This is a genomic window from Leeuwenhoekiella sp. CH_XMU1409-2, from assembly GCF_037029365.1.
GTDB classification, from domain to species: domain Bacteria; phylum Bacteroidota; class Bacteroidia; order Flavobacteriales; family Flavobacteriaceae; genus Leeuwenhoekiella; species Leeuwenhoekiella blandensis.
This window is the reverse complement of sequence record NZ_JAYMEI010000020.1, coordinates 36,512-60,959: the sequence shown is the minus strand read 5'-3', so window position 1 is coordinate 60,959 and position 24,448 is coordinate 36,512. Positions and strand designations below refer to the sequence as shown.

The window sequence follows — 24,448 nt, the reverse complement described above, 5'->3', positions numbered from 1 at the left end:
CTACGGTTTATCACTGGTAGTCAGTATAATTTGAAGAGTAGTTTAGGAAAACTCACAAGTTGAAAAACCATTTTCGACTAAAATATATTCAATAAAACGACACTTTGTTTAAATTATCAATAATTTAAAGCTTTCTTTTTATCAAGTTTAGAGGTGATTAGCATTTAGGTTTTCTTAACTTTAAAGAAATACAAACTAACACTATCTAGACTATGAGTACTTCAAATCTTCCAAGAAGAGAATGGCTTAAAAAAATGGCTTTTTCGGTGGGCGCTGTTGCTGTTGCTCCCACAGCTTTATGGGCAACTACTGTAGAACAGGCTCAGAGAAATAATCAAAAATTTCTATACAAAAATTCAGCTTTTGACGAATTTACGCCTCCAAAATTCCCCGATCTAAGCACGGTAAAAGCACGCCTTGTTTGGAACGAGAATCCACACGGTCCATCAAAATTGGCAGCAAAAGCATTTCAAGACAATGTTTGGGATGGAAATCACTATTCGTGGTCTTCTTTAGGTGAACTCGTTCAAAAGATCGCAGATAAAGAAGGGGTTTCTCCCGAAAATATTATGATGGGGCCAGGCTCTTCCGACTTATTAGAAAAAACAGCATTGGTTTATTTTAGTGAAGGTGGAAACGTAGTAAGTGGTGATCCAAGTTATATGTCACTCGTGAGCGTTGCCAAAGCAGCCGGTGGTTCCTGGAAAGCTCTAAAGTTAACTGAAGATTATCAGCATGATTTAGATGCTATGGAAGCCGCTATCGACGAAGATACTAAGCTTGTTTATATTACCAATCCCAACAACCCAACTGCTACCCTTACAGATACCGAAAAACTGAAGGATTTTTGTAAACGCGTATCTAAGACGGTTCCTGTATTTGTAGATGAAGCTTATCTCGAACTGGCTCCAGAAGGTTTAGAAGCAAGTATGGCTCCATTAGTTGCTGAAGGTTATGATGTTTTTGTAACTCGTACGTTCTCTAAAATACACGGAATGGCAGGCCTGCGTATGGGATATATGTTAGGTAAAAAAGAATCATTAGAAGGAATAAACAAAATCACACGTGGTGGAATGGGTATTGCGGGACCAACCATTGCGGCGGCTTCTGCAAGTATGGATGACGAAGCCTATTTAACCATGTGTAAGGATAAGATCAAAGAGGCACGTGATTATACAACTTCTTACCTAGAGTCTCGAGGATTTGACTATATGCCATCTTCTACAAACTTCGTGATCTTCCCGATCGATATGGAAGGGGATGCTTTTCTTGAAAAAATCTATGATAAGAAAGTGGTTGTACGTGCATTTAAATTCTGGGATCAGAACTGGTGTCGTGTAAGTATGGGTACTATGGAGGAAATGAAATATTTTACCGATGCGATCGATGAAATCCTTGTGTAAAGATGGATATTAATCTGCAGAAAACATTTCTTTTTCTTCTGTTTATAGGTATTGGTCTATTACTTAAAGTTAAACTCAAGGACAAATCTGAATTGGCAGGAATTAAGGTTATTATTCTTAACCTGGCTTTACCGGCAACGATTTTTATCGCATTACTTGGAGTGAATATTGAAGCTTCACTCCTATTATTGCCACTCATTGCACTCCTCCTTAATGTGGTATTATTTTTTGTAACGCCTTTGGTACTTCCCATTTTGGGAATAAAACGAGGAACGCCTAATTTTAGAACAGGACAGTTATTGGTTTCGTCATTAGCACCGGGTCTTAGCTGCTTCCCATTTATTCTGGAGTATTTGGGAGATTCGTACCTCGCAAAAGCGGCTATGGCAGATCTAGGGAACAAAGTTTTTGTCTTACTTATCCTGTACTTAGTTGCGATGCGCTGGCATTACAAAACTCAGGAAATTCAGAATACGTCAAATAAGGCCAAATTAAAGAGTCTCTGTATTGCTATGGTTTCAGAACCTGTCAATATTTTTATTCTAGTGGCTTTGGTATTATTATCATTCGGCTTGCACATGGAAAGTTTACCTTTTATTGTAAGCGAAAGTCTAAGCCGATTAAGTCTCTTAATGACTCCACTTGTTCTTTTATTTATTGGACTTTCAGTAAAAATAAAAAAGAGACAATTTGCTCAGATCATTTCTTTATTATTGTTAAGAGCCGGAATTGTTGTCTTATTAGGTATTGGTCTAATATCCTTAGCAAATATCACTATTGCGCAAGACCGACTACTATTGCTAGCATTTGGACTTAGCGCCTGTAGCTTTTGGCCCTTTGCTCATATTGCAGCCGTTGACGCACAAGAAAAGCGCGTACTGAATTTTAGAAAAACCTTTAATCAGAACTTCGCTATCAATATTTTGGCTATTTCCTTTCCGCTGTCGGTAGTCCTTATTTTAGGAATACTCTCCGCCGGAACTTTGTTTGCCAATATTGATACCATGCTCCTATTAGCAACTGCATTGATTACAGGAGGCTTGGTCTATCCGGGGTTTATGCTTTTAGTTAAGAAGAAGTCTCTAGCACAAACCAAAACATTAGATCAGGATGTAGAAGAACCTTACAACCTCAAACGCGTTACTGAAAACTAAAACCAAATTGAATTTATAAATTTAAAAGACCGATTTTTTTGATCGGTCTTTTTTTATTTCAAATCATACGTTTTTCTAAATATTGAATCATCACATACATACAATTCTCCAATTACGCCTTCCATAAGCCAGTCTCCCGGTTTACCATGCATTGTGCCTTCTAGCGTAGTCACCTGAAAATCCTCATGAATCTGAACACAATTCACAGGAATAGGCTTTTTAACCGCCTGTTGCCATCCTGTTGTAACATCTGCTCGTGTTGTAAAAGTTTTCATTGCTGTGATTGCTATACGGTTTACATTTATCAAGATTTGTTTGCTGTAAATCAATGTTTTGCGGTTATTGAAATTACAATAAAAAATTATTTTTTAAGAATTCTATAAAGGGATCTTTAGGATTATCAGTTTCCATCAATACAGTATAAGCCGTATATGCATTGGTATATATAGAAATTTTCTCTCGGGGTCCGGCCATTACAGCCGCTTTGCTGTAGAAATTTTTAGACAAATCAAAATTACCCAGATATAAATTGGCTTCTCCTAGTGTGGCCAGCTTCCATAAACTATCAAAATTATCCTCATCGCAAGATGCTAAGGCCATATGAGCATATTTCTGCATATTGCCATGATCATCATTAATAAGCAGGCTTAAAAACGCCAAGTTTATGGAATGATAGTAAATCTGCCGGCAATCTGTATTGGTTTGTGCTAAAGCCAGTGCTTTGCTATAATATTTAAAAGCAAGTTTTCCATATTCCTTTTTAAACTCCTTGAGGTAAGAGCGCTTAAACCTTCCGGCTAAAACACCCATGACATCCGAATCATTTTTAGACAGTGGATGCTCATTTAAAACCACAATTGCTTGAGTAGATTTACCAAGCGCCTCTAATGCGTACACCAATTGCTCCAAGCCACGTTTATCAAGATTTTGAGATTGGGGTAAAAGTTCTTCAACCACCTGCTCATATTGTCCTAGTGCCAGATTTTTATCTTCATCATTTGTTGTTTCTTCCAGTTGCATTCCTTCGGTGAGCAAGTTCTTTATAAGTAATACACTCTCATCATCTGGAGATTTCGGTTTGATCATCGAAAAATGTGAACCACTAACCATTAGCGTTTCTTCTTCTTGAAAAGGATCAAATGAGGAAGCGCTAGGTACAAATTCATCACGTATTGCAGCTATACTTTTAAAATTGAAAGAAGGATTTTTAAAACGTTTATTCCATCCATCTCTTAAGGAAGTGATTAAGGCTCCGTTAGCATCAAGATCTCGGTATTTTTTATTGAAAATGCGCTCCAGATAATTAGATTTTAGTCCGCCACTGGGAGTACCAAAAAGCAAAACGTGCGTAATATCGAGAAGGCGCTTTTCATCGAGCTCTAACAATGCCTGTTGCACAACCAAACCACCCGTACCATGTGCAAGAATTGCGATGCTATCATACTGCCTAAATTTGAATTTCAAACAAGTCTTAAGGTAATCTGCTACCCGGGTGATATCATCTTTGGAAGCCCAAATTCCCTTGCCTAAATGGGGCGCAATGTATTCTGAAAATCCAAAAGGAAACATATCCCAATCATCAAACTGCTTATCCTGCATTAAATACTCGGGTAAATCGCCAAAACTTTGTGCCCCCTCCCCTACAAAACCGTGCACAAACAAAATAGCTGCATCTGCATCTGTCCTTTTTCTAAAGGAAGTAACTACATCTGGTTTGTGCAATTTATCTACCGTCCGTCTTTGATGACTTGCGCTAGTTATCACCTGTTGCCGAAGTTCTTGAGGTAAGTAACTTATAATAAAGTCGTCATAAATTTGAAGATTAGCATAAGGACGTTGCTCTGGTTGCCGCTCGGGTACTTTTTTAAATATATACTGAAATACTTCAGAAATACGTATAAACTCCTCTTCAAAAGCGGACTTATGTCTTCCTTTTAAAACCTCAATAAGACATTTAGTAAAAAGACTGTTATGATCACCATCCATAATCCAAGATAATTGATCTTCACGACAAGAAGATAAAATTGACATCCCCTTGCCATCGTCCACTTCTTGGGCAAGCCCTTCTAAATTATGTAGTTTATCAACCGTGTTACTCACGCCACTCCCCACCGATCCTCGGGTCATTCCCGCTGCATGACAACAATCTAAAAAAAATATCAACCTACGGGAATTGATCTTGTTTATTTTTTCTTTTAATTCTTCAGCTGTAATCCAAGTAGTGTCATAATCATCTGCATCAAAATCATTTGGAACAAGATAAAATTGATTCCAAGGTTCATAAAAACCTCCGTGACCGGAATAAAACAACATAACCGAGGCATCTTCATCGATCTTTAAAATAAGCTCATCAAACCCACTTAAAATTCCTTGACGTGTGGCTTTATCTTCGGTTAATAATATGATATTTTCCTCTGGGTATCCGGCTAATTCCTCGTTTACCAAGATGTTATAAATTGCGGTAGCATCAAGAACTGTGGTGGGTAAATCATTACCTACACCAATGATTAGCGCATATGCTTTAGAAAGTTTGCTCATCCTAATCTATTTTATAGAATCGTAAAGATCTTCTACAATTTGGGCTTGATCTTCGGTTATTGAAGGACTTGCTGAGTTTGCTAAATCGAAAACGGTATTGATTGCTTTTTGCTGCTGAAGGGTAAACAGACCAATTTCTGCAAGATGTGTCGAGAGGCTTTTAGGATTGTATTTCTCAGGTTTTATCCCTTTGCTTCTAGCTTTTTCAGATAAAAAATCTAAAAGAGAGGCTTTTACATCAAGTACCATTTTATAAGCTGAATCGTTAGATTCTGAGACGCTCATTTTCGCTCTATTTTGCAAAGCTCCTTTACTTTTATTCAAAAGAGTTTTGGCTTCCTCGATCTTCTCTTGGAATGTCATTGATATGCCGGTAGCACTTGCATCAAGCGACTGCATTCTATTTAGGGCACTACCAAAAAAAGTCTTGAACTTAAAGACAATGATCAACAAGGTCAATGGCCAAATAATAACCTTCAGTAATTCTACCACATCACTAAAGCTAACTGCGAAAAAAGAGTATGTCATAATTCCAATAAATTTAAATCAATGCCAATAGGTCATAATTTCATTAAATTCAGGGGTATTGATATAGGGTAAAAAGTGGGGATCGTATTGATAGCGGTAAATCGTATAGAGATAACCTGCTGAAACAGCTCTTTTCAAATAGAACAACGCTTCTTTATCTTTCTTATTTACAGCGTAATAACGAGCTTTAAGATAATCAATTTCTCCGTATTGATATTTATTTTTTAATAAATCAAGTTGTTCAATCGTTTGCTGTGCTTCTGTTTTATTTCCTATAGCAGCATATGCATTGGCCAAATACCCCAGAACCTTAAGATTTGTAGTATCTTTTTGTCTAAGCTTATCCAAGTGACGTATAGCATTTTGGTACTGTTTCTTTTCATAGGCTACATAAGCATTTGTCTCTTCAGAGATTTGTGCTTTATTCAATTCATCTAAATGCGTCATAGCAGTTATGGCAGGGCTATCGGGATTTATGATCTTTTGTTGTTGTCCCATATATAACAGAAATTCGGCCTTTTGATCAACACTTAAAATCAACCTACTATCATTAAATAACACCTTAGGATCTTTACCTAAGTTGAGATAAGCCAGCGCTAATGGATCTATAAAATATTCTTGATTTTCATATTGGTATATATCGCTCACATAATGAATTACTGAATCATACTCCTTGAGTTGTAACTTAGCAAGCACCTTTAAATATATTCGATTAGCACAGTAATAGCAGCTTTCTACATTAGAATCCTTGGTGTCTATAACCTGATAAACTGAATCTACAACCTCAGGTTTATTAACATATTGGAGGGCCACGGCAAGCATGGAAGCATTGGTGTTTAAATTATAGGGTGCAATATTATATTCATCTTTTAAATGTCTATAAACGGCGTTGTTATTGCCTTCAAGCAAGGCTTCATACATTTTTACAATATTCTTCTGTCGCTTGTTAGAATTAAAATTTCTAGAAATCTGCTTTAGAATTGAATCTGCTTTTTGAACATCTCCTGAATCATAATAATAGGTAAGCTGAAAAAGTCTTGGCTCAAAATATTCAGGATCAATTTCAATTGCCTTTTCTATAAGCTTAATTGTATTTTCATCGTAGGTGGCAGTGTTTTTGGCTTTCAGAAAGGTCTCATAAGCTTCATATTTAGGAGGAATTTCTTCAAAATCACTATCTCTCTTATCTATGGTTATTAAATAACCCAATAATCGCTGTTTAAGCGCTTCAATACAATCCAAAGGATTGTTACTGTTGCAGCGCACGGGCTCTAAAGAAATTAGTGTTTCGTCTAGTTTACCATCAGTAATACTGCTTTGAAAAATGAGTGTTTCACCATCTAGAAAGTAATTTCCTGTAATTATTTGTGCCGGCTTAAAATAGTCTTGTAAAACGGTAGATTTTTCTTCACCGCTAAGTTGTGCTTTTATAATTGAGGTGTACTCTTCAACAATTTGCGGAGTTACAACTTGAGCAATATTTTTTTGCGTAATGCCGTGAATGATCCAATCTGCGGCCATTTTACCAATGATATCTAAAGAATCTCTACCGGTATTATTTCCAAATTTCAAGACCCCGATCTTATCGGTATTTTTAATTTCTAATCTGCTTGCAAGAAAACTGGCTTCTGCAGAAGCTTTATTGAAAAAGTTATTTTTGATAACAAAAAACAGCACAAAAGTGATCAAACAGCTGATAGTAAATATAGAAAGAAAGTAATATCGCTGAAACGGCGTTTTACTTCCAAAGAAACCACGTTTTTCAGGCACAATGCCGGTTTCTGCCATTTGCTTTTTATGTATGGGAGCTATTTGAAATTTCCAGATGTAGAAGATGTATATAGGAAAACCAACTAAAAGTAATATAAGCACATACGTAACTATCAATGGAGAAAGCCCCATAGGTTGCTGTACTGTAGAAATGACCTGAATGACCAGCCAGCTAAAAACCGCATAAATAGAAAGTTTCTTAAAAACTTCCTTATCCTGACATTCTTTGAGAAACGCATCAAACCTCATTCTTTAAAAGTAAAAAATAGATTCTTTAAAATAACACGCTATTTAATTGAATATTAACTATTTATTGAGTAATATAGAATGTCTAATATTTAAAATAGCCGAACTATGTCAAATGCATCTAAAGACGAGGATAAAATTCAGAAAGCTTCTGGAAGTAAAGAAGAAAAGTCAACTAAAGACAAACCCAAAGGCGGAGTCACTATAAATCCAAAGAAAAGGGATAAGTAGGGCTACTTAAGTAAACCTCACAGTATTGTATCAAAAACAAAAAAAGACCGGTTATAAACCGGTCTTTTTCATACAATTATTAGTGTTATTCTCTTTTATCTTGGATCAAGAATAAGATCTATACGCTCTAATAAATCTTGTAGATGATAACGGCTAAGGCTGTCACCGGTTCTACCAATTGCGCTTCTTACACTACGTTTTAAAGTATTTAATTCTGCACGTGCGATTGATCTGATATCAGATTGACTTACATTAACACTTGTAGAATTACGACGTCCTTCTTGTTCTTCAGTCAATAAATATTCTAAGCGATCAACATATGCACGTTGTAAATTACGGCGATACGTATCTATTTTTCTTCCGGCACGTAACTCACTAAAGATTCCTGAACGCAAATCGTTCATCATTTCAGTAAGGCTATAAGCTTCACGACCATTAAGTGTTTCATTCTCGATCATACGAGCCATACGACCAAAATCTAAAACATTATTTAACGTACGTACTTGTAATCCACGAATGCGCTCAATGTTTCCGTTATTTTCAATTTTATTAAGAATATCAGTATCGATCATCCACTCTGGAGTGCTGAATAATTGCTCCTGTAAAAATGCCATACTTTCTTCCTGACGCTCTTTAGGAACCGGCATAAATACAGCTCCGTCTTGATCATAGGTTTTATTATACTGGTAAACACCTCCAATGTTGTTACTTACGTGACCCATATAACGGTTAAACTGAGTCAACACTTGACCGTATAATGTTTCTAGGTCATCATAATTTTTACCATCTTCAGCAGTCCATTCTATAAGATTAGGAACGATACGCTTCAAGTTTTCGATACCATAGTTGCTCGCTTTAACAGCGTCATCTCCTAAATCTTCAGTTTGTGAACTCGGATCAACAACATCCCATTGCTGTGCACCAAAACGGTACATAGGATCTCCGGCATGCTCTAGAATCCATTGGTCAAGAACAGGTTTTTCTTCCATTCCTTCTTTATCAAGAATTGGACGATATCCCCAATTGATCGCATATTTATCATAGATTCCAATATTTGGCATCATAGAAACGCCTTCATCTCCTGGCTGTGCTACGTAGTTAAACCGTGCATAATCCATAATTGATGGTGCTGTACCGTATTTCTCTGTAAAGCTTTTAGAGCGTAATGAATCTACAGGATACGCTACACTACTTCCCATGTTATGAGGTAAACCTAAGGTGTGACCAACTTCGTGAGAAGACACAAAACGAATTAAACGTCCCATAATCTCATCTTTAAATGCAACACCACGTGCTTCTGGATTGATCGCTGCTGTTTGTACGAAATACCAGTTACGTAAAAGGGTCATCACATTGTGATACCAGTTAATATCAGATTCTAGAATCTCACCACTACGCGGGTCACTTACGTGAGGTCCGTTTGCATTAGGAATTGGAGATGCCAAATAACGTACCGTTGAAAAACGTACATCCTCTGGAGACCAATCTGGATCTTCTTCTACAGTTGGAGCTTCTTTAGCAATAATTGCATTTTTAAAACCTGCTGCTTCAAAGGCAACTTGCCAATCTTCAATACCTTGTTTTATAAATGGCACCCATTTTTTAGGTGTTGCACGATCAATGTAATAAACGATTTGTTTTTTAGGCTCAACGAGTTCACCTGCTTTGAATTTAGCTTCATCTTCAGGCTTCACTTCAAGTCTCCAACGGTCCAAATAACGAACGGTTTTACTTTCTTGCGCATCAAGACCGTAATCTACCTGTCCACGTGCAAACCAACCTACTCTGCGGTCAAAATAACGACGCTCCATAGGTTCTTTAGGTAATAAAACCATACTGTTACTCATTTCAACAGTAATAGACCCTACGCTTTGGTTACTTGGTGGATTACCTGCGTTATAGGTTTTAACGTGTCTTGCTTCGATGTTTAAAGGATAACTTTTAATGCTTTCAATATAGCTTCTGCCTTTATCCACGTTACGCACTTTGTAAGCATCACGGTAATATCCTGGTAATCCTAAAGCCTGTACATCATCTGAATATAGATCATTAACCTGAACTACTGTAGCTGTACTATCCTTGTTGATGGTTTTAACATCGAAAGAAAAAAGTACAGGTTCAAAATTAGAATTGTTTACTGCCTCGTGAATAGGAAGTGAATCAGCAGCAAAAATTTGGTGAGAAACTACTCTTAGAAGTACTTTTTTGTCCTTTTTCTCCCATCTCAATACCTGAGTATTGGCTTTTCCTCCACCAAAACCAATACCTGATGCGGTTTTAGCAATACGCGTTACCATCAACATCTCACGATCAAAAATAGTATCGGGAATTTCGTAGAAATAATCGTCTTTGACTTTGTGAATGGTAAAAAGACCTGAATCGGTAACGGCCTCTTTGGTAATTACTTTGTTGTAGGGTTTTAAGTCGCCTTTAGACTCTTCCTTTTTTGTTTCGGCTGCTGCACTTTTTTTGTTCTGCTTAGTACTCGCACAGTTCACCGTAAGCATTGCGAGCGCAAAGGTCGCAATGGGGTAAAGTTTTAATTTCATTATTCAATTTTAGAGTTGCGCCAATTTAATATACTTAAACATAAAAAGGTGTTAAGATTGTCTTAACACCTTTTCTTAATACTTCGTGAAAATATTTTGCAAAAGCAATTACGCACTGGCATCTTTCAATAAATCAATCGCTTCCTGATCAAGGACAAGTTTTAAAGCCTGATCAAAAGCCTCTAAATGAGCTATTTTGGTAGCACTAACGATGGGTGCTGTAATTCCGGGCTGTGCAATAGTCCAAGCGATAGCAATAGCCGCCTCTGAGCAATTATATTTTTCGCTGAGCGCAGTTAAGGCTTTTAAAACGCGATTGCCTTTGGCTGTAAAATACTTTTTCACAAAGCGCTCGCGTGCTTTTCCTGAAGTTTCTTCGACCGATTGATATTTACCGGTTAAAAAACCTGATGCTAAAGTGAAATAACTTATCACCTTCAGGTTTTCTTCAATACAAAGCCGTTGATAATCTCCCTCAAAACCTTCTCGTTCCATCAAATTATATTGCGGCTGAACATAGTTATACATCGGTAAATCTTCGGCCTTCGCTAATTCGATCGCATCCCTCAAAACTGCTAACGGAAAATTAGAAGCGCCTATTTCTCTTACCTTTCCTTCGTTAATCAAATGCTTGTAGGCTGCTAATGTTTCCCTTTGGGTGACGCTTTCATCATATTTATGACTAAAATAAATATCCACATAATCTGTTTGCAGCCGTTTTAAGCTAAGGTCAATTTGCTCTTTTATATATGCTGCAGATAGATTATTTGATTCGTCACCGATGGGACTTCCTACTTTTGTAGCGATGATCACTTGATCTCTATTTTTTCTTTCGTGAAGCCACTGCCCTATCACGGTTTCGCTTTCTCCACCTGAATTTCCCTCTCCCCAATAAGAATACACATTGGCGGTATCTATTACGTTAAGTCCACGCTCTAAAAGCGCATCCAGTAAATAAAAAGACATTTTTTTATCTGCGGTCCAGCCAAAAACATTTCCTCCAAAAACTATTGGTGGCATTTTAAATAAACTTGTTCTATCCTGAGTTGTCATAATTTATATTCTTGAATTTTAAAATTACAAAAGCATAAAACCAGTGGGTGCCTAGCTGCTTTTAAAGTATTGTTAATCTGTATAAAAAGAAACATCGCTTGAGCAATACGTAGTACTTTAGTAATCAAACAACCTATTCCATTCTTATGAAAAAATTATTGCGAGCTCTTATAGCAGGTTATGGCGCCAAAAAAATAGGCGGCGGTCGATGTGGATGTATTGGTACCATCGTGGTTTTTATTGTTTTATATTGGCTGCTCGGATTTGTATTTGACGTGCTGTAAAAACTATTGAATCCTAATATCTATAAAATGAAGCCGTCTCTTCTTTTTAAACCATTTTAATGAAAACTGAAAAACAGAAAATGTTTGAAGGCTTGCCCTATGATGCGCATACTCCAGAAATGATTGCGCTACGGAAGAAAACCAAACATCTTTTACATAAACTGAATGTAACTGAATATTATACCGAAAACTTTCAGAAAACAATAAATGAACTTTGTCCTAATGCAGCTTCAGACCTTCATTTAGAACCGCCTTTTTACTGTGATTATGGTGATCACATTTTTGCAGGAGAAGGTGTTTTTATCAATTTTGGAGCTACCATTTTAGACGGTGCTAAAGTGACTATCGGAAGAAAAACGCTTATTGCTCCCGGCCTACATATTTATACTGCAAGACATCCTTTAGAAATTAAAGAGCGTCGCGAATGGGAAGACTGTGCACCGGTAAGCATTGGCGAAGAATGCTGGATTGGCGGTCGAGTAACCATCTGCCCCGGAGTGACTATTGGAGACCGGGCGGTGATTGGCGCAGGTTCTCTGGTGACCAAAGATATTCCTGCAGACACTCTTGCTGTAGGTAGTCCCGCAAAAGTGGTGAAGAAACTCAATCAATAAATTACTTCAGGAGCAAACTCATAAAATGTTCCTTAAAGTAAATTTTTAATTTCACAACATCCCCACAAATTAAACCCTTTTGGGATGTTAGTAAACCTCCTCAGGGCAAACCCATAAGGCATTGTTGAGAAACGAATGTTCAATTTCGCGGCATCCCGATAGCTGTCGGGACGGAGTAATTGACCCTTTGGCGGTGCCAATAAAAAAATAGTTTCTAAATTAGAAGACTTATACTTCTTTTATGGCTGAAAAGAAACCGGAAGCTTACGAGAAAAAAAAGTACAACGATTTTGGACTTGGGGAAAAAGCGACCTCTGGCCATTATCGGGTAATCAATAAGGACGGTACTTTTAATATAAGAAAAGACAATGTGCCTTTGCTTGAAAAAATCAACTTTTTTCATACACTGGTTTCCATGTCTTGGACCAAATTTTTGATCGTTGTTCTTGCTACTTACTTTTGTATTAATATACTGTTCGCAAGCATTTATATGCTCATAGGTGTTGAAGACCTCACCGGAATTTATGGTACAACACCATTTGAACAGTTTACCGAAGCATTTTTCTTCAGCGCTCAAACCATTACCACATTAGGCTATGGTCAGGTAGCACCTACTGGAATTTTAACGAATATCGTTGCTGCAACCGAATCCATGATGGGGCTTTTAGGTTTTGCCTTAGCAACCGGTATGGTTTACGGTAGATTCTCTAAACCCGCAGCGAAACTTAAATACAGTAAAGGAGCGGTAATCGCCCCTTATCAAGACATCAACGGTTTTATGTTTAGAGTCGTGAATCCGCATGGAAATCAGCTACTCGAATTAGAAGCTAGCGTTGCCCTCTCTATGCTACGCGACAATTCTAACCTTAGAAATTTCTTTCCGTTAGATCTTGAGCGATCTAAAGTGGTTTTCTTACCGGCTGCCTGGACGATCGTTCATCCCATAACTACAGAAAGTCCGTTTTATAATCTTTCGCGTGAAGAATTGATGTATAAAGATGCTGAAATCATTGTCACCCTGAAAGCCTTTGATGACACCTTCTCACAATCGGTTTACTCCCGTACTTCTTATAAATATTCTGAAATTGAATGGGGAGCCAAATTTGTTTACCTGATGAGCCATCATAATGATGGTGGTATTGCTGTAGACATCAGTAAAATTGATCATACCGAAAACGCAAACCTCAATCAGTATTAAAATTATAATAAAAATCTGAGGAAGCATTTTTGCTTTGATATGTTTGTAATACTACACAATAGTAGAAGTTTATAACATTTTATGAGACAATCACTCTATCAGTTTATTTCAAAAATCAGAACGCTGCTTTCTGATAAATTTCAACAGTATGATGCAAAACTTCCGTATCTCTTAACTGTTTTAATTGCACTGATCGTTGTAATTGTAGGAGTAAATGCATTTATCGAGTTAACCGACACTTTAGAGTCTGAAATGCTGAATAAGTGGGATACTAAAGTAACTGACTATGTCATATCCTTTCGTACACCAGCACTCACAAAGTATTTTATGTTTGTGACAGATGTAGGTGATCTTTATGGGTATTTAGTAGTTATGGGACTTTTTGTATGTATTTCTTATTTTATTTTCAAGCGCTGGAAATACGTTGCGCAAACAGCACTGGTACTCTTACTGGCAGCGATATCTAATGTGATTTTAAAGCGTTTTATAGATCGTGCTCGCCCAAGTATAGAACATTTGGTTTCGGTAGAAACGTTAAGCTATCCCAGCGGTCACGCGATGAGTGCTATGGCTTTTTATGGTTTTCTTATTTATCTGTTTACGCAATTCAAAATGAATCGCATTTTGAAAGTTGTTGCCATACTCTTCTTTGCCTTTTTACTATTAAGCATCGGCATAAGCCGAATTTATCTAGGAGTTCATTTTCCGTCAGATATTGCCGGAGGTTTTATCGCGGGATTGATCTGGGTTATTTTTTGCATTTTACTCTTTAACGTGATCGAATTATTTCAGCGCGATCCGCGTACCAAGTAAGTTTTAGAAAGGATAACCAATAGCAAAATTGAGAATAGGATTTTCAAAATCCCAAGACCAGCGTTGTCCTTCAGCTAAACTAGGGTCGTGAAAGGGCGCTGCCAGATCCAAACGAATTACAAAATTTTGAATGTCTACACGCATTCCGAAGCCACCTCCAATACCTAATTGATTCATAAAATCACTGGTAAAAGTATCGCCTTCAAGCGCCTCGTTGTCTGTAGTATTCCAGACATTTCCGGCATCTACAAAAACTGCTCCTTGTAACAAACTAATCAGCGGAAAACGGTATTCTAAATTTGCCTCTAATCTTAAATTCCCGGTTTGATCGTAATAGCTGAAAGTTTCGCTGTTTTCTGGTTGAAAGGTTCCGGGTCCTAAAGAACGTGTTCTAAATGCACGCACGCTATAGGGCCCTCCGGAAAAATACTGCTTGGAATACGGGATCACATCAGAATTACCATAAGGAACTCCCCACCCCGCAAATAAGCGTGTTGCGATTTTTTGATTTTTAGCAAAATTGAAATGATAGCGAATATCAGTATCCAAACGTACAAATTGAGCGTATTCCAGTCCAAAAATGCTTTGTGGTCGTTCGCCGCCAGCGATTAAACTCAAACTATTTCCTGCGGTTTCAAAATTGGTATTGAGGTAAAATTGATGGGTTTTACCGGTATCTACCATTCCGTTATAAATGAATGAATAGGTTAATCCTGAAATAAACTGTTGGTCAAAACTGCTACGTAAGAATGGATTTTCATCTAAAATCGTTTCAAATTCTTCGGTTGTATTTGCCAATGAAACATAATTTATCGATACCGGATTGATCTCGTGGGTTACGTATTTATTGGCTTGCCAGATATAACCGAATTTAGATTCTACAGATCCCAATGTAAAGAGCTGCGTACGATTTAAATACGCTATTCCTAGTTCGATTTTAGTTTTAGGAATATCATATTTAAAATAGTTCTTCGAAATTTCGACAGGGAAAAGCATTCTCGGGAAAATGAGTTTTCCAGACAAACCCAATTGCAAACTTGTAGAACCACTATTGCTATCTGAACCTCCGGCTTGTACTTCATAAGCCCCGTCAAGCGAAATATTTAAGGTTTCACCGCCGTGAAATAAATTTCGATTCACAAACGTAAGACCTAAACCGGGACCCGAAAAACCGTTGGATTTAGTAACTCCTTTGACTTCTGCGCGTATAGCTCGCTTTTTTAACGGTGATAGGTAAATGTTTGCTTCTAAAAGGCCGAGGCTATCTTCAGACGAACCTTTAATCTCGTCATAACGGATGTTTACAAACTTGTAAGCTCCTATATTTCCTAGACGTCTTCCTGTCGCTTTAGACTTCGCGGGGCTGTAAAGATCCCCTTCTTCAAGCAACACATACGGGTCTAAACGTTTTGGCTTAAAATATTCTTCATCTTGAATAAAATTCTTTTCTGCATATCTGGTAGTATCTAATGCTGCACTATCAACATCCACCCGATTATTAGGATATATATTGATTTTACTTAATTTATACGGAACGACAGCTTTCTGAGGTACATCTTTTTTCAATCGTAGATACAAATCAAATCGTTTATTTCTATACTGATTGGTATCGGTCTCAAAAATTAAAAACCCACTATTAAAATTGTAATAGCCTTCTTCTTTCAAATAGGAATCAATTCGGTTGCGTTCTGATTTCATTGCGCTTAAATCGAAATTCATTCCAGATTTTAAAAGCGTTTCATTCATCGAAGTTTTGATCTTCGAATACACCGGAAGCGTATCGGTATCTAATTGATAGGTTTGAAGTCTATAAGGTTTTGCAAGTCTTAAACTATAAATGGCCTCAGCTGTTTTATCGCTGGTATCTCTTACAATTTCTGAACTTACAATACTATAAAAATAGCCTTTGTTCTCCAGGCGGTTTAAAAGTATCTGCTCCATCTCATAGGTCTCTATATCTGAAGCGTAAACCGGCTCTTTTCCAAATTTCTTATTCAAAAATTTATTTATAAACCCCGGTTTTTCGCGTTGCGCTTTGTAGTGGTAATACAAGCCGGGATAACCGCCTAAAAATGAATTTATAGGCTCTGGTCGCAATGCTGCTTTAAGATCGGTACGGATTGCTTCCAGATTTTCGACAACCGTATCCGGTGTAATGTTTACGGTTTCTTTAGTGTACAAATATTCATCTTCAGGAATAAAACGTTCTACCGAACAGCCAAACAATACCACAACCGAAAGCACCGCAACAAGCGATCTCATTAAAACTTTATTCTTCAACACCTTATTATTCTTCATTCGTATCGTCTTCTTCTTCCGTTTTTGCAGGAAACATAGATTGCCAGAGTTCGGTAAACTTGTTAAACTCACGGGTAAACAATAAAGAAATACCGTTTACAATTATTTGTCCATCAATAATATTTTCAAACTGACTGCTTCGGTAGCCTCGTAAACGATAACGACCATCTTCAGTCAAGAGATATTCGATAGAAACATTTCCGACAACAGGAGCCGTCCCATTATCTGTATTACCGCTTCCTTGCAAGTCTACAGCGCTACCTACACTTACCAGCAAGCGATCATCAAATAGTCGTTTTTGCGCAGCAATATCAAGAGTCGTGCGGTCTGTAGGCCCATTACCCTGATAATCGGTGTAACTGTCTAAACCAAAATTGAGATCAAAACCGGTATCGCCCAGCAGCTTTTCTGAAAACATATTTAATTGGTCTGAAATCGCATCGTTAAGGTTATCACGAGCGATTGCTGCAGTACCACCACCGCTGCCGTCTGTAGAGGAATTTGGGAAAAATCTATTTAAAACTAACAACGAAAATACCTGTTTGTTGAGTTCGTTTTCTTGCTGATTGAGCTGCTGAACCCTGCTATACACTTGCCCACCGGCAACGCCTCTGCTTCCTTCAGGAATATCAAGATTGAAATTGATCAACGGTTGCATCAACTCACCATTGATATTGATATACACTTGAAACGGAACTTCCTGACGGAACCGCATTTGCGTGCTCATATCTGCACCACTGGTTTGAGAAGCCATAAGTCCGCTGGCTGAAGTTTCAACCCTGTAAAAAGCCTTGATGTCCAGATCTGCATCAAAGGGATCACCTGTCCACGTAATGCGACTATCGGGAACCAACTCAAAACGGCGATTAACTAGATTATAAAGACTCATCTCATAATGCCCATCTGTAACGTCATAGCGGCCACTCAAAGTCATTCTTCCGTTAGGATACATGTCAAATTCAAAATCGCCGGTACCACTCACCTGAAAATTATCCCCGGTCTGCTCATCAATGACCAAATTGAAAATTGCACCTTTCTCGATACCAAAATCAGCATCTATCGTAAACCCGGATGCGGTATACGACTCCTCTTCATTATTGGTCAAGATCGCATCTGGATTTTCTTTATTTACAAAAAGTACCACACCATCTTTTGATTCTATCTGAACTTCTGAAGGTGGCAACACATAGGTCACATCGGTCTCCGAATTTACGGTCAGATCCAAAGTCACATTAGGCAAATTGAGGTCTCCGGTAATTTGTGCATCTGCATCAAAAACAGCTTTTCCATAGACTAAATCAAAATCTTCATTTGTAGAATTTAACGCGGTGAAATTTTCTGCCTTGAGGTTAAGGTCAAAAGTAGGATTGATAAAACTTTCTGTTCCCAGAGAACCATTGATTACAATTGAATTTTGATTTTCATCCAGTACTTTAAAGTCATTAAAATCTATCCCCTCGTTGTCCAGATCAATTTGCTCGTCTGCTAACAAAAAGGAAGCATTAAGTTTAGTAACTTCAAATTCAGCTTCTTTAAAATTAAAACTTCCGGAATACTCCGGAGTTGTAGTGTCACCACCTATTTTCATCGCTCCGCTAATGGTTCCGCTTGCATTTGAAATTTCACCAAAGGAAAATTTCTCAAGTGCAGCTACGTCAAAACGATTAAGATCTAAGTTCATGTCGAGTCGTGCTGCATCAGTATTAGCAACATAACTGCCTTGTAAATCAAGGTCTGCCGCCCCCTCTTTTATAGCCAGTTCAAAATCATATTCAGCACTGCTAGAAGAGTTTCCTTTTGCAGTAAGGACGCCCATATCGGTCTCCAGGACTTCAAAATCATTAATATTCAAATCTAAGATCATCCCCGGTGCGTTGTACGGATCTTCAATAGCAAAACGACCGCTTAGCTTTCCTCGAGCCAAGGATGCGTCCGGATTGAGCAAACTCATAATATTGGCGAGTTTGAAATTTTCAAAATCTATACCTAGATGTTCTTTGGAGACGCCTTGAAGATCGTTTCCTGCTACAATACGCTGATTGTTATAGGACATTTGAAAATTTTCAAAAACCGTATTGGTTTTGGTCATCGTGACCAAATTATTAGGGTTGATCGTCCATTGCTTTTTATTTAAAATAAAATCTTCAGGATCTATTTGTATCGTGATGTTATCTTCTTCCAGCGCCAGCTTATACAATACGTGAACAAGCTTTTCGCCCTCGTGCTGCGATAGAAAATCAATGTACATTTTACTATTAGTCACCCTTCCGCCTATGCGCGTATTTTGCATATCGACGGGCCCTGCAGTGAGTTCTTTAAGACCAAAGCCAAAATCCATGTTTTCTTTATTAGAAACCATTTTAAAGGCAAGGCTATCAATGGTATATCCGCTATAATTGATGTATGGCAGTTGTATATCAGCATTAAACGTACGCTTGTATTCATCAAATTCAACTGCAATATTCACCGTGTCTAACTCTCTCAAATTAGGAACAAACACTTCACCCAAAATCGGAGCTTGATGTATAGAACCTGTGATGTTCATTAAAACAGGGTCTGCGATAGAATCGAGTACCGGATCTTTTTCTAAATAGCGTTTAAAATGATTTTGCAAAGCTGCTATAAACTGTTGTGGGTTGGAATTAGATTCTAAATCAAGGTCTAAAATGCGATTGCTAATATCAACCGATGTGGTATCGGGTTTAACAAAAGCTGCAATATCAAGATCTCCAACCTGATAAGCCCGATTGTCATAAACCGCTACCCCTCTATTGATCTGCGTTTTAATTTGATAATCTTCAGGATCTCCTTTAAAAGTTCCATTAAGGTGAAATGCAGCTTTGATACCTTGACTGGTAAGTCCTAAAGCCTGTAAATCTGCACCTATAAGATCGAGATCAATCTTTGCTTCTGAAGCGATCGAATCGAGAGTAAGTTCAGCAGCGAGAGTCATATTTAAATTATCGTCTTTATATGAAGAATTCAGATCACCTACCCCATTTTGAAAACTCCCATCAAGCGCTAATTTTTGAAATGTATACGTATTGAATTGTATACTATCAATCTGAGCGCTAACCTGAGCATCAAGATTATTTATAAAATTTCCTGTTCCTTCTGCGTCAAGATTAAGACTCACAAAACCAAGAGATTCATTTTGTAAAAGTTTACCCAAATTGACTTCTGATGCATTTACTTTACCTTCGAAGTCGATATTGTCACCAAAGTTTGCCCTTCCGTCAAGGGTGACAATTCCATCTGTCGTGGTCAAGGTACTTTTTGTGATCGCTCGGGAAGTGGTTCCTTTTAAAGAACCTTTCAATTGTATATTCTTCGGAAACTGAACTACAAGAGAATCGGTTGCAACAAATTTTTCTATATCTGCTTTGGTACTTGTCACAGAATACACCGGAAGATTGAAAGCTAAATTGTCTAGTGCTGAAGCATTATAAATACTACCCTGAATGGCAAGGCTGGTTTGACGACCCCAATTAAAACGCGTCGGCGCTACATCAATCGCATCGAGTTTGCCGGAAAGATTCAACCGCCCGCGAAGTAAGCGCTGACTTAAGGTTGCTAAATATTCATTTGATCGTAATTCCGGAGTTATTTTAAAAAGCGTATTTATATCTAGAACCACGCTGGGTAAATTAAGGTTCACTCTGGCATCTCCTGGTTTTTCAATCAACGTGTTCAGACTCGAATAATCAAGCTGAAGCGATCCTTCAAGTGCATTTTGATTCAACTGAAAAGCCAAATCATTCACACCCAACTGTGTATCTGAAACAGAAAGATTTAATGCCAGTTGCTCTAATGTGATTCCTGAAATTTCATTAAAATTCAACGTATTCAATACCGCATCTAACCGCTGCTCTTTAAGCGAGACCGCTTCAAGATCCAGATTAAGATCAGAAAGTGCAATTGCATTGGGATTAAAACGCCCGGAAGAAGGTTTGGATCCGTCAAGAGTATAATCAATTTTGGTATTGGCTAAACCAATATGGTCGACGGCTATTGTAAACGGAGGCCAAATGCTTTCGCTGGTATTCGCTTTAACTTCGGTGGAAGAATCCTCATTTTCTATCGTTTTTAAATCAAGCGCGATGGCTGAATTATTCAGTAAAAACTGGTCTACTGTGATCACATTGGCCTGTAAATCGATCAACGGGATTTGCGTTTCCAGAGATGCGATCTCACCTTGCGCCTGAATACCTTGAGGTGCAGCATCGTACTCAAAATTCACCTGATCTAAAACAAGATCCCCAATGTTTATAATAGGTAAAGGAACTTCCGTAGTATCTGTTGAAGGTGGTAAAGGTTTGGTTTGTCGGTAAACCACTTGAGTGTTTTGAATGCGTGTTTCTGCCACATCAAAAATCATGCGCTCCAAATCTGTTTCTTGCATTCGCAGGCTTAAATTGCCCAAATCAAGATCAGCGATCATTCCGCTAACAGCATCTTCGTATTTGATTTCAAAATCAGAAAACTCAAAATCACCCAAATTAAGCTGAATCCCTGTAGTATCTTGTGGTGTTTGAGAAACTGAAGTAGTATCTGCAGTAGCAAAAGCATCGATCAAAAATTGATAATTAAATCCATTCACCGAATCCTTCCGTATAATGTTTGCCCGTAAACCTTGCCAACTAACATCGTTAATCCCTATTCCACCACCGTTAATAATAGACCAAAGCGGTATTTCGGCTTCCAGGTGTTTACTATATACCAATGTATCTCCTTGCTTGTCTTCTAGGTAAAGACCGTCTAAGGAGACATTTCCATCAAAAGTGATAAAGAGTTTCTCAATGGCTACTTCAGTCTGCGTTTTATCCTCAACATAATTGACCACCTTATCTACGATAATTCCCTGTCCCCACGGACTGCGAACAAAAAGTACGATCAAGAGCAATAGCAGCAAAATGACCCCAAGAATTTTACCTAAAATTTTGAGGGTTTTTATTAAAATTCTTTTGCTTTTACTACTCATAGAATTAAAAATGCGCGTGTTAAGCTGTTTGCGCTTTAAAAAGCTAAAATACTATTAATACAAAGGTCATAGGGCTTCGCGAGTATTAAAACCTTGTTATAGTTTTCTATATACGCAGTTAAAGACACCAAGATAACCTTGTATATTTTTTACCTTTTATCAAAAGAAAAAGTTATGAGTACAAAAGAAAAGCAAAAAGCAGATTATAATCCTGATTTAACCAAAGAAGACTTAGATCTTTTAAATCAGAAAAACATTCATAAAGATGGCGGCGTTGATGAGCAATTGCGCGATCGTAAAAAGGATGTTGATTTTACGGGAAGTGACCTGGATATTCCCACAGGTTCTGATCGAAACAAGTTCAAGGACGAAGAAAATAAATTGTACAGTCAAGGAGGTTCCAGAAATAATAATCTTGAGGAACAAAAAGGTAAATTATAAATTATAAAGACCTCAGAAAATAAAAATAAAAAAGCCATCGATAAGATGGCTTTTTTTATTAGCGGCGCAGTGGGTTTCTTTAACCTTGTGCTTAATTTGATGTAGTTTATTCTTCCTTTACGATCATAATATTGGCTTTTACTCCGGTGAGTAAGTTCCATTCATTTGAACTGATCACGTTTCCGGCATCATCATAAACGATAAATGATGCGGTATTAGGACCGGAAGAGCCTTGATTCAGGGCCTTGAATGAAATTCTATTGAATCCTTTTTTTAACGGAAGATAAAAGCTTGACCAGGTTTCGGTCAACCAGATACTTGGAACCACAACCTCGTCATTCACCAAAACAGCAACACGATCTCCATCAACAAATTGGTAGTCTCTACACATAATTTTCACCTGTTGTGCTCCGCTGTGAAACGTACCCAAATCTTGATCTGACTGATGCGCGGGCTTATCGGTGCGATCACTTGTGCGTTTTGCCTCACGCTCATTCATCATATCGGTATATTTTTGCCCGGCATCTGCAAAATCCTCACGTTTCATCATAAAAAAGTCTGCAGCTTCCGGAGCCTTTAACTCTGGACGTTCTTTAAGCTTACCTTGAGCATCTAATTGCAATCCCCCACGCGATAATTTTAAATCTGGCTTTGCTTCGTTTTCAGCGGGAATTGCAGTAGGCGTTCCGGTAGTATCAACCACAGCAGGAATCTTAAAAGAGCCCGATTTACTATCTACTTGTGCCTGAATGCCCAAACTAAAAATCAAGAATATTCCGCTTAAGAAACACTTGAGCGCAAACAGATGTATTTGATTATTCTTAATTGTCATAGTTTAAGTAATACTTCATCTACAAATACGTACAAAATCTGCAGTTGTTACGTAAATGTCATACAAATTTAAAGTTATTTAGTCGATAATCCTTAGTAAGCTTATAAAGCGAATAGGACTACCTAATAACTCATAAGCAGAAATCGTGCCATCACCAGCTTTTTCCTTTATTGCAGTGTTGAATTATTCTTAATTATTCGTATCTTCAAAAGACAAAAATGTATTATAAGCTATGAAAAATTACAGATTTAAAGATTTGGTTCTGTTTAACAGATTTTTTTCCATTTGTATGGTACTTCTTTTTTGTTGTGTTCAAACTTTTGGTCAAGAAAATCAAAGGATTATTGAATATAAAGGTACTGTGATTGATGCCAATACTGGAGACGAACTGCCTTTTGTAAATCTTGAGATTGCAGGGACCAATATTGCTACGGTTACTAATAGCGAAGGGAACTTTTTACTGAAACTCGATGAAGCAATGCCCAACGCTAAAGTCGCGCTCACCTATCCCGGCTATAAAAAATTACTCGTGATCTTAGCCGATTTGAATAAAGAAGGTAATACCATCTCTCTTACGCCTCAGATGTATGAATTAGACGAAGTAAGTATCACACGTCCTAAAGATGCACAAACTTTAGTTGCTAAAGTATTTAAGAACCGTTCAGAAAATTATTTGGACGCAGAAACCTATATGACGGCATTTTATCGGGAAGCCATCAACAAACGTAACAGAAGTGCTTCTCTTGCAGAAGCGGTAGTCGCTATTAAAAAACGTCCGTATACAAGTTCTGCTGTAGACTTAGTAGGTGTGTACAAAGCCCGTAAAAGCACCAATTACAACCGTTTAGACACACTAGCCATAAAACTACAAGGAGGTCCATTAAACGCGCTATATGCAGATTTGATTAAGTATCCAGAATATTTTATGACTCCGGAAACCTTATCTAATTATGAGTTCAGTTTTGGCGAACCTTTAATCAATGATGGAAAACTGGTTTATGTGGTCAACTTTAAACAAAAAGATAATATTCTAGATCCGCTGTACTTTGGAAAACTCTATATAGAAGCTGAAAGTTTTGCGTTAACCAATGCGATTTACAATATGAACGTTGAAAACCGAAAGCGCGCTTCTGCCCTATTTGTAAAACGGAAACCGAACCGTGTCAAGGTCTATCCTACTGAAATAAGCTACCGTGTAGATTATCGCAATACTGATGGGAAGTGGTATTACAGCTACAGCAATGTTCAGCTGGAGTTTGTAGTAAATTGGAAGCGAAAACTATTCAATAATAAATACCGTATTCGCAGTGAGATGCTCATTACCGATTGGGAAAATGAACTTGGTCCTAAAAACATTACCAATAAGACAAAGTTTAAAGCAAATACCATATTAGCAGACGAGGTTTCCGGTTTTAGAGATCCTGATTTTTGGGGTGCTTATAATGTCATAGAACCTGAAAAATCCATTCAGCAGGCGATAGATAAAATTCAGAGACAAATCAGAAGAGACTGATT

The 24,448-nt window shown here is 37.6% G+C and carries 17 protein-coding genes; 8 read left to right on the top strand and 9 right to left on the bottom strand.

Features of this window, described 5'->3' with window-relative positions:
• Positions 1 to 212 precede the first annotated feature (212 nt).
• Both WA338_RS17015 and WA338_RS17010 read left to right on the top strand, forming a co-directional pair.
• On the top strand, positions 213 to 1,403 hold the full coding sequence (locus WA338_RS17015) for a pyridoxal phosphate-dependent aminotransferase (protein WP_273016502.1): 1,191 nt from the start codon (positions 213 to 215) through the stop codon (positions 1,401 to 1,403).
• 2 nt (positions 1,404 to 1,405) lie between these two features.
• The gene (locus tag WA338_RS17010; RefSeq protein WP_272985397.1) at positions 1,406 to 2,557 is read left to right on the top strand and encodes a permease; all 1,152 of its coding nucleotides are present in this window, start codon (positions 1,406 to 1,408) and stop codon (positions 2,555 to 2,557) included.
• Between the two features lie 53 nt (positions 2,558 to 2,610).
• On the opposite strand, the gene WA338_RS17005 is transcribed toward WA338_RS17010, so the two are convergent.
• From WA338_RS17005 to WA338_RS16990, 4 genes are all read right to left on the bottom strand, one after another.
• Complete coding sequence (locus WA338_RS17005) at positions 2,611 to 2,832, bottom strand: PGDYG domain-containing protein (protein ID WP_272985395.1); 222 nt, start codon at positions 2,830 to 2,832, stop codon at positions 2,611 to 2,613.
• A gap of 73 nt (positions 2,833 to 2,905) precedes the next feature.
• Positions 2,906 to 5,095, bottom strand: a complete 2,190-nt coding sequence (locus WA338_RS17000) for a caspase family protein (protein WP_272985394.1) — start codon at positions 5,093 to 5,095, stop codon at positions 2,906 to 2,908.
• A gap of 6 nt (positions 5,096 to 5,101) precedes the next feature.
• Positions 5,102 to 5,494, bottom strand: a complete 393-nt coding sequence (locus WA338_RS16995) for a hypothetical protein (RefSeq protein WP_273016501.1) — start codon at positions 5,492 to 5,494, stop codon at positions 5,102 to 5,104.
• A 147-nt stretch (positions 5,495 to 5,641) separates the two neighbouring features.
• Complete coding sequence (locus tag WA338_RS16990; protein WP_272985391.1) at positions 5,642 to 7,642, bottom strand: tetratricopeptide repeat protein; 2,001 nt, start codon at positions 7,640 to 7,642, stop codon at positions 5,642 to 5,644.
• 105 nt (positions 7,643 to 7,747) lie between these two features.
• On the opposite strand from WA338_RS16990, the gene WA338_RS16985 reads away from it, so the two are divergent.
• The gene (locus tag WA338_RS16985) at positions 7,748 to 7,870 is read left to right on the top strand and encodes a hypothetical protein (protein ID WP_272985389.1); all 123 of its coding nucleotides are present in this window, start codon (positions 7,748 to 7,750) and stop codon (positions 7,868 to 7,870) included.
• Between the two features lie 95 nt (positions 7,871 to 7,965).
• On the opposite strand, the gene WA338_RS16980 is transcribed toward WA338_RS16985, so the two are convergent.
• Positions 7,966 to 10,419 carry a zinc-dependent metalloprotease gene (locus WA338_RS16980; protein ID WP_336094278.1) on the bottom strand — a complete coding sequence of 818 codons (2,454 nt, stop codon included), beginning with the start codon at positions 10,417 to 10,419 and terminating at the stop codon, positions 7,966 to 7,968.
• A 108-nt stretch (positions 10,420 to 10,527) separates the two neighbouring features.
• Positions 10,528 to 11,472, bottom strand: coding sequence for an aldo/keto reductase (locus WA338_RS16975; RefSeq protein ID WP_336094276.1), 945 nt, complete (start codon positions 11,470 to 11,472; stop codon positions 10,528 to 10,530).
• A 343-nt stretch (positions 11,473 to 11,815) separates the two neighbouring features.
• Here WA338_RS16975 and WA338_RS16970 point away from each other — a divergent pair, with 343 nt between their 5' ends.
• The 3 genes from WA338_RS16970 to WA338_RS16960 all read left to right on the top strand — a co-directional run bounded on the left by WA338_RS16970 (position 11,816) and on the right by WA338_RS16960 (position 14,381).
• Positions 11,816 to 12,370, top strand: a complete 555-nt coding sequence (locus WA338_RS16970; protein ID WP_040532706.1) for a sugar O-acetyltransferase — start codon at positions 11,816 to 11,818, stop codon at positions 12,368 to 12,370.
• A 241-nt stretch (positions 12,371 to 12,611) separates the two neighbouring features.
• Positions 12,612 to 13,568 (top strand): ion channel, encoded by a 957-nt coding sequence (locus WA338_RS16965; protein WP_336094273.1) that lies wholly within the window; start codon positions 12,612 to 12,614, stop codon positions 13,566 to 13,568.
• Positions 13,569 to 13,649: 81 nt separating this feature from the next.
• Positions 13,650 to 14,381 (top strand): phosphatase PAP2 family protein, encoded by a 732-nt coding sequence (locus WA338_RS16960; RefSeq protein WP_336094270.1) that lies wholly within the window; start codon positions 13,650 to 13,652, stop codon positions 14,379 to 14,381.
• 3 nt (positions 14,382 to 14,384) lie between these two features.
• On the opposite strand, the gene tamL is transcribed toward WA338_RS16960, so the two are convergent.
• Both tamL and WA338_RS16950 read right to left on the bottom strand, forming a co-directional pair.
• On the bottom strand, positions 14,385 to 16,643 hold the full coding sequence (gene tamL / locus WA338_RS16955) for a translocation and assembly module lipoprotein TamL (protein ID WP_272985379.1): 2,259 nt from the start codon (positions 16,641 to 16,643) through the stop codon (positions 14,385 to 14,387).
• A gap of 25 nt (positions 16,644 to 16,668) precedes the next feature.
• Positions 16,669 to 21,660, bottom strand: a complete 4,992-nt coding sequence (locus WA338_RS16950; RefSeq protein WP_272985378.1) for a translocation/assembly module TamB — start codon at positions 21,658 to 21,660, stop codon at positions 16,669 to 16,671.
• Positions 21,661 to 21,834: 174 nt separating this feature from the next.
• On the opposite strand from WA338_RS16950, the gene WA338_RS16945 reads away from it, so the two are divergent.
• A complete protein-coding gene (locus WA338_RS16945; RefSeq protein WP_272985377.1) occupies positions 21,835 to 22,101 on the top strand; it encodes a hypothetical protein in 267 nt (88 codons plus the stop codon).
• Positions 22,102 to 22,207: 106 nt separating this feature from the next.
• On the opposite strand, the gene WA338_RS16940 is transcribed toward WA338_RS16945, so the two are convergent.
• Positions 22,208 to 22,933 carry a hypothetical protein gene (locus WA338_RS16940; RefSeq protein ID WP_272985375.1) on the bottom strand — a complete coding sequence of 242 codons (726 nt, stop codon included), beginning with the start codon at positions 22,931 to 22,933 and terminating at the stop codon, positions 22,208 to 22,210.
• A 232-nt stretch (positions 22,934 to 23,165) separates the two neighbouring features.
• Between WA338_RS16940 and WA338_RS16935 the strand changes: the two genes are divergently transcribed.
• Positions 23,166 to 24,446, top strand: a complete 1,281-nt coding sequence (locus WA338_RS16935; protein WP_272985372.1) for a carboxypeptidase-like regulatory domain-containing protein — start codon at positions 23,166 to 23,168, stop codon at positions 24,444 to 24,446.
• Positions 24,447 to 24,448: the final 2 nt, after the last annotated feature.

Bases quoted from the DNA above. Each gene is read 5' to 3' on its own strand.
- WA338_RS16980 (WP_336094278.1), bottom strand. From the start codon at position 10,419: ATGAAATTAAAACTTTACCCCATTGCGACCTTTGCGCTCGCAATGCTT.
- WA338_RS16985 (WP_272985389.1), top strand. From the start codon at position 7,748: ATGTCAAATGCATCTAAAGACGAGGATAAAATTCAGAAAGCTTCTGGA.
- tamL (WP_272985379.1), bottom strand. From the start codon at position 16,643: ATGAGATCGCTTGTTGCGGTGCTTTCGGTTGTGGTATTGTTTGGCTGT.
- WA338_RS17005 (WP_272985395.1), bottom strand. From the start codon at position 2,832: ATGAAAACTTTTACAACACGAGCAGATGTTACAACAGGATGGCAACAG.
- WA338_RS16970 (WP_040532706.1), top strand. From the start codon at position 11,816: ATGAAAACTGAAAAACAGAAAATGTTTGAAGGCTTGCCCTATGATGCG.
- WA338_RS16960 (WP_336094270.1), top strand. From the start codon at position 13,650: ATGAGACAATCACTCTATCAGTTTATTTCAAAAATCAGAACGCTGCTT.
- WA338_RS16975 (WP_336094276.1), bottom strand. From the start codon at position 11,472: ATGACAACTCAGGATAGAACAAGTTTATTTAAAATGCCACCAATAGTT.
- WA338_RS16950 (WP_272985378.1), bottom strand. From the start codon at position 21,660: ATGAGTAGTAAAAGCAAAAGAATTTTAATAAAAACCCTCAAAATTTTA.
- WA338_RS16995 (WP_273016501.1), bottom strand. From the start codon at position 5,494: ATGCAGTCGCTTGATGCAAGTGCTACCGGCATATCAATGACATTCCAA.
- WA338_RS16945 (WP_272985377.1), top strand. From the start codon at position 21,835: ATGAGTACAAAAGAAAAGCAAAAAGCAGATTATAATCCTGATTTAACC.
- WA338_RS17015 (WP_273016502.1), top strand. From the start codon at position 213: ATGAGTACTTCAAATCTTCCAAGAAGAGAATGGCTTAAAAAAATGGCT.
- WA338_RS16940 (WP_272985375.1), bottom strand. From the start codon at position 22,933: ATGACAATTAAGAATAATCAAATACATCTGTTTGCGCTCAAGTGTTTC.
- WA338_RS17010 (WP_272985397.1), top strand. From the start codon at position 1,406: ATGGATATTAATCTGCAGAAAACATTTCTTTTTCTTCTGTTTATAGGT.
- WA338_RS17000 (WP_272985394.1), bottom strand. From the start codon at position 5,095: ATGAGCAAACTTTCTAAAGCATATGCGCTAATCATTGGTGTAGGTAAT.
- WA338_RS16935 (WP_272985372.1), top strand. From the start codon at position 23,166: ATGAAAAATTACAGATTTAAAGATTTGGTTCTGTTTAACAGATTTTTT.
- WA338_RS16965 (WP_336094273.1), top strand. From the start codon at position 12,612: ATGGCTGAAAAGAAACCGGAAGCTTACGAGAAAAAAAAGTACAACGAT.
- WA338_RS16990 (WP_272985391.1), bottom strand. From the start codon at position 7,642: ATGAGGTTTGATGCGTTTCTCAAAGAATGTCAGGATAAGGAAGTTTTT.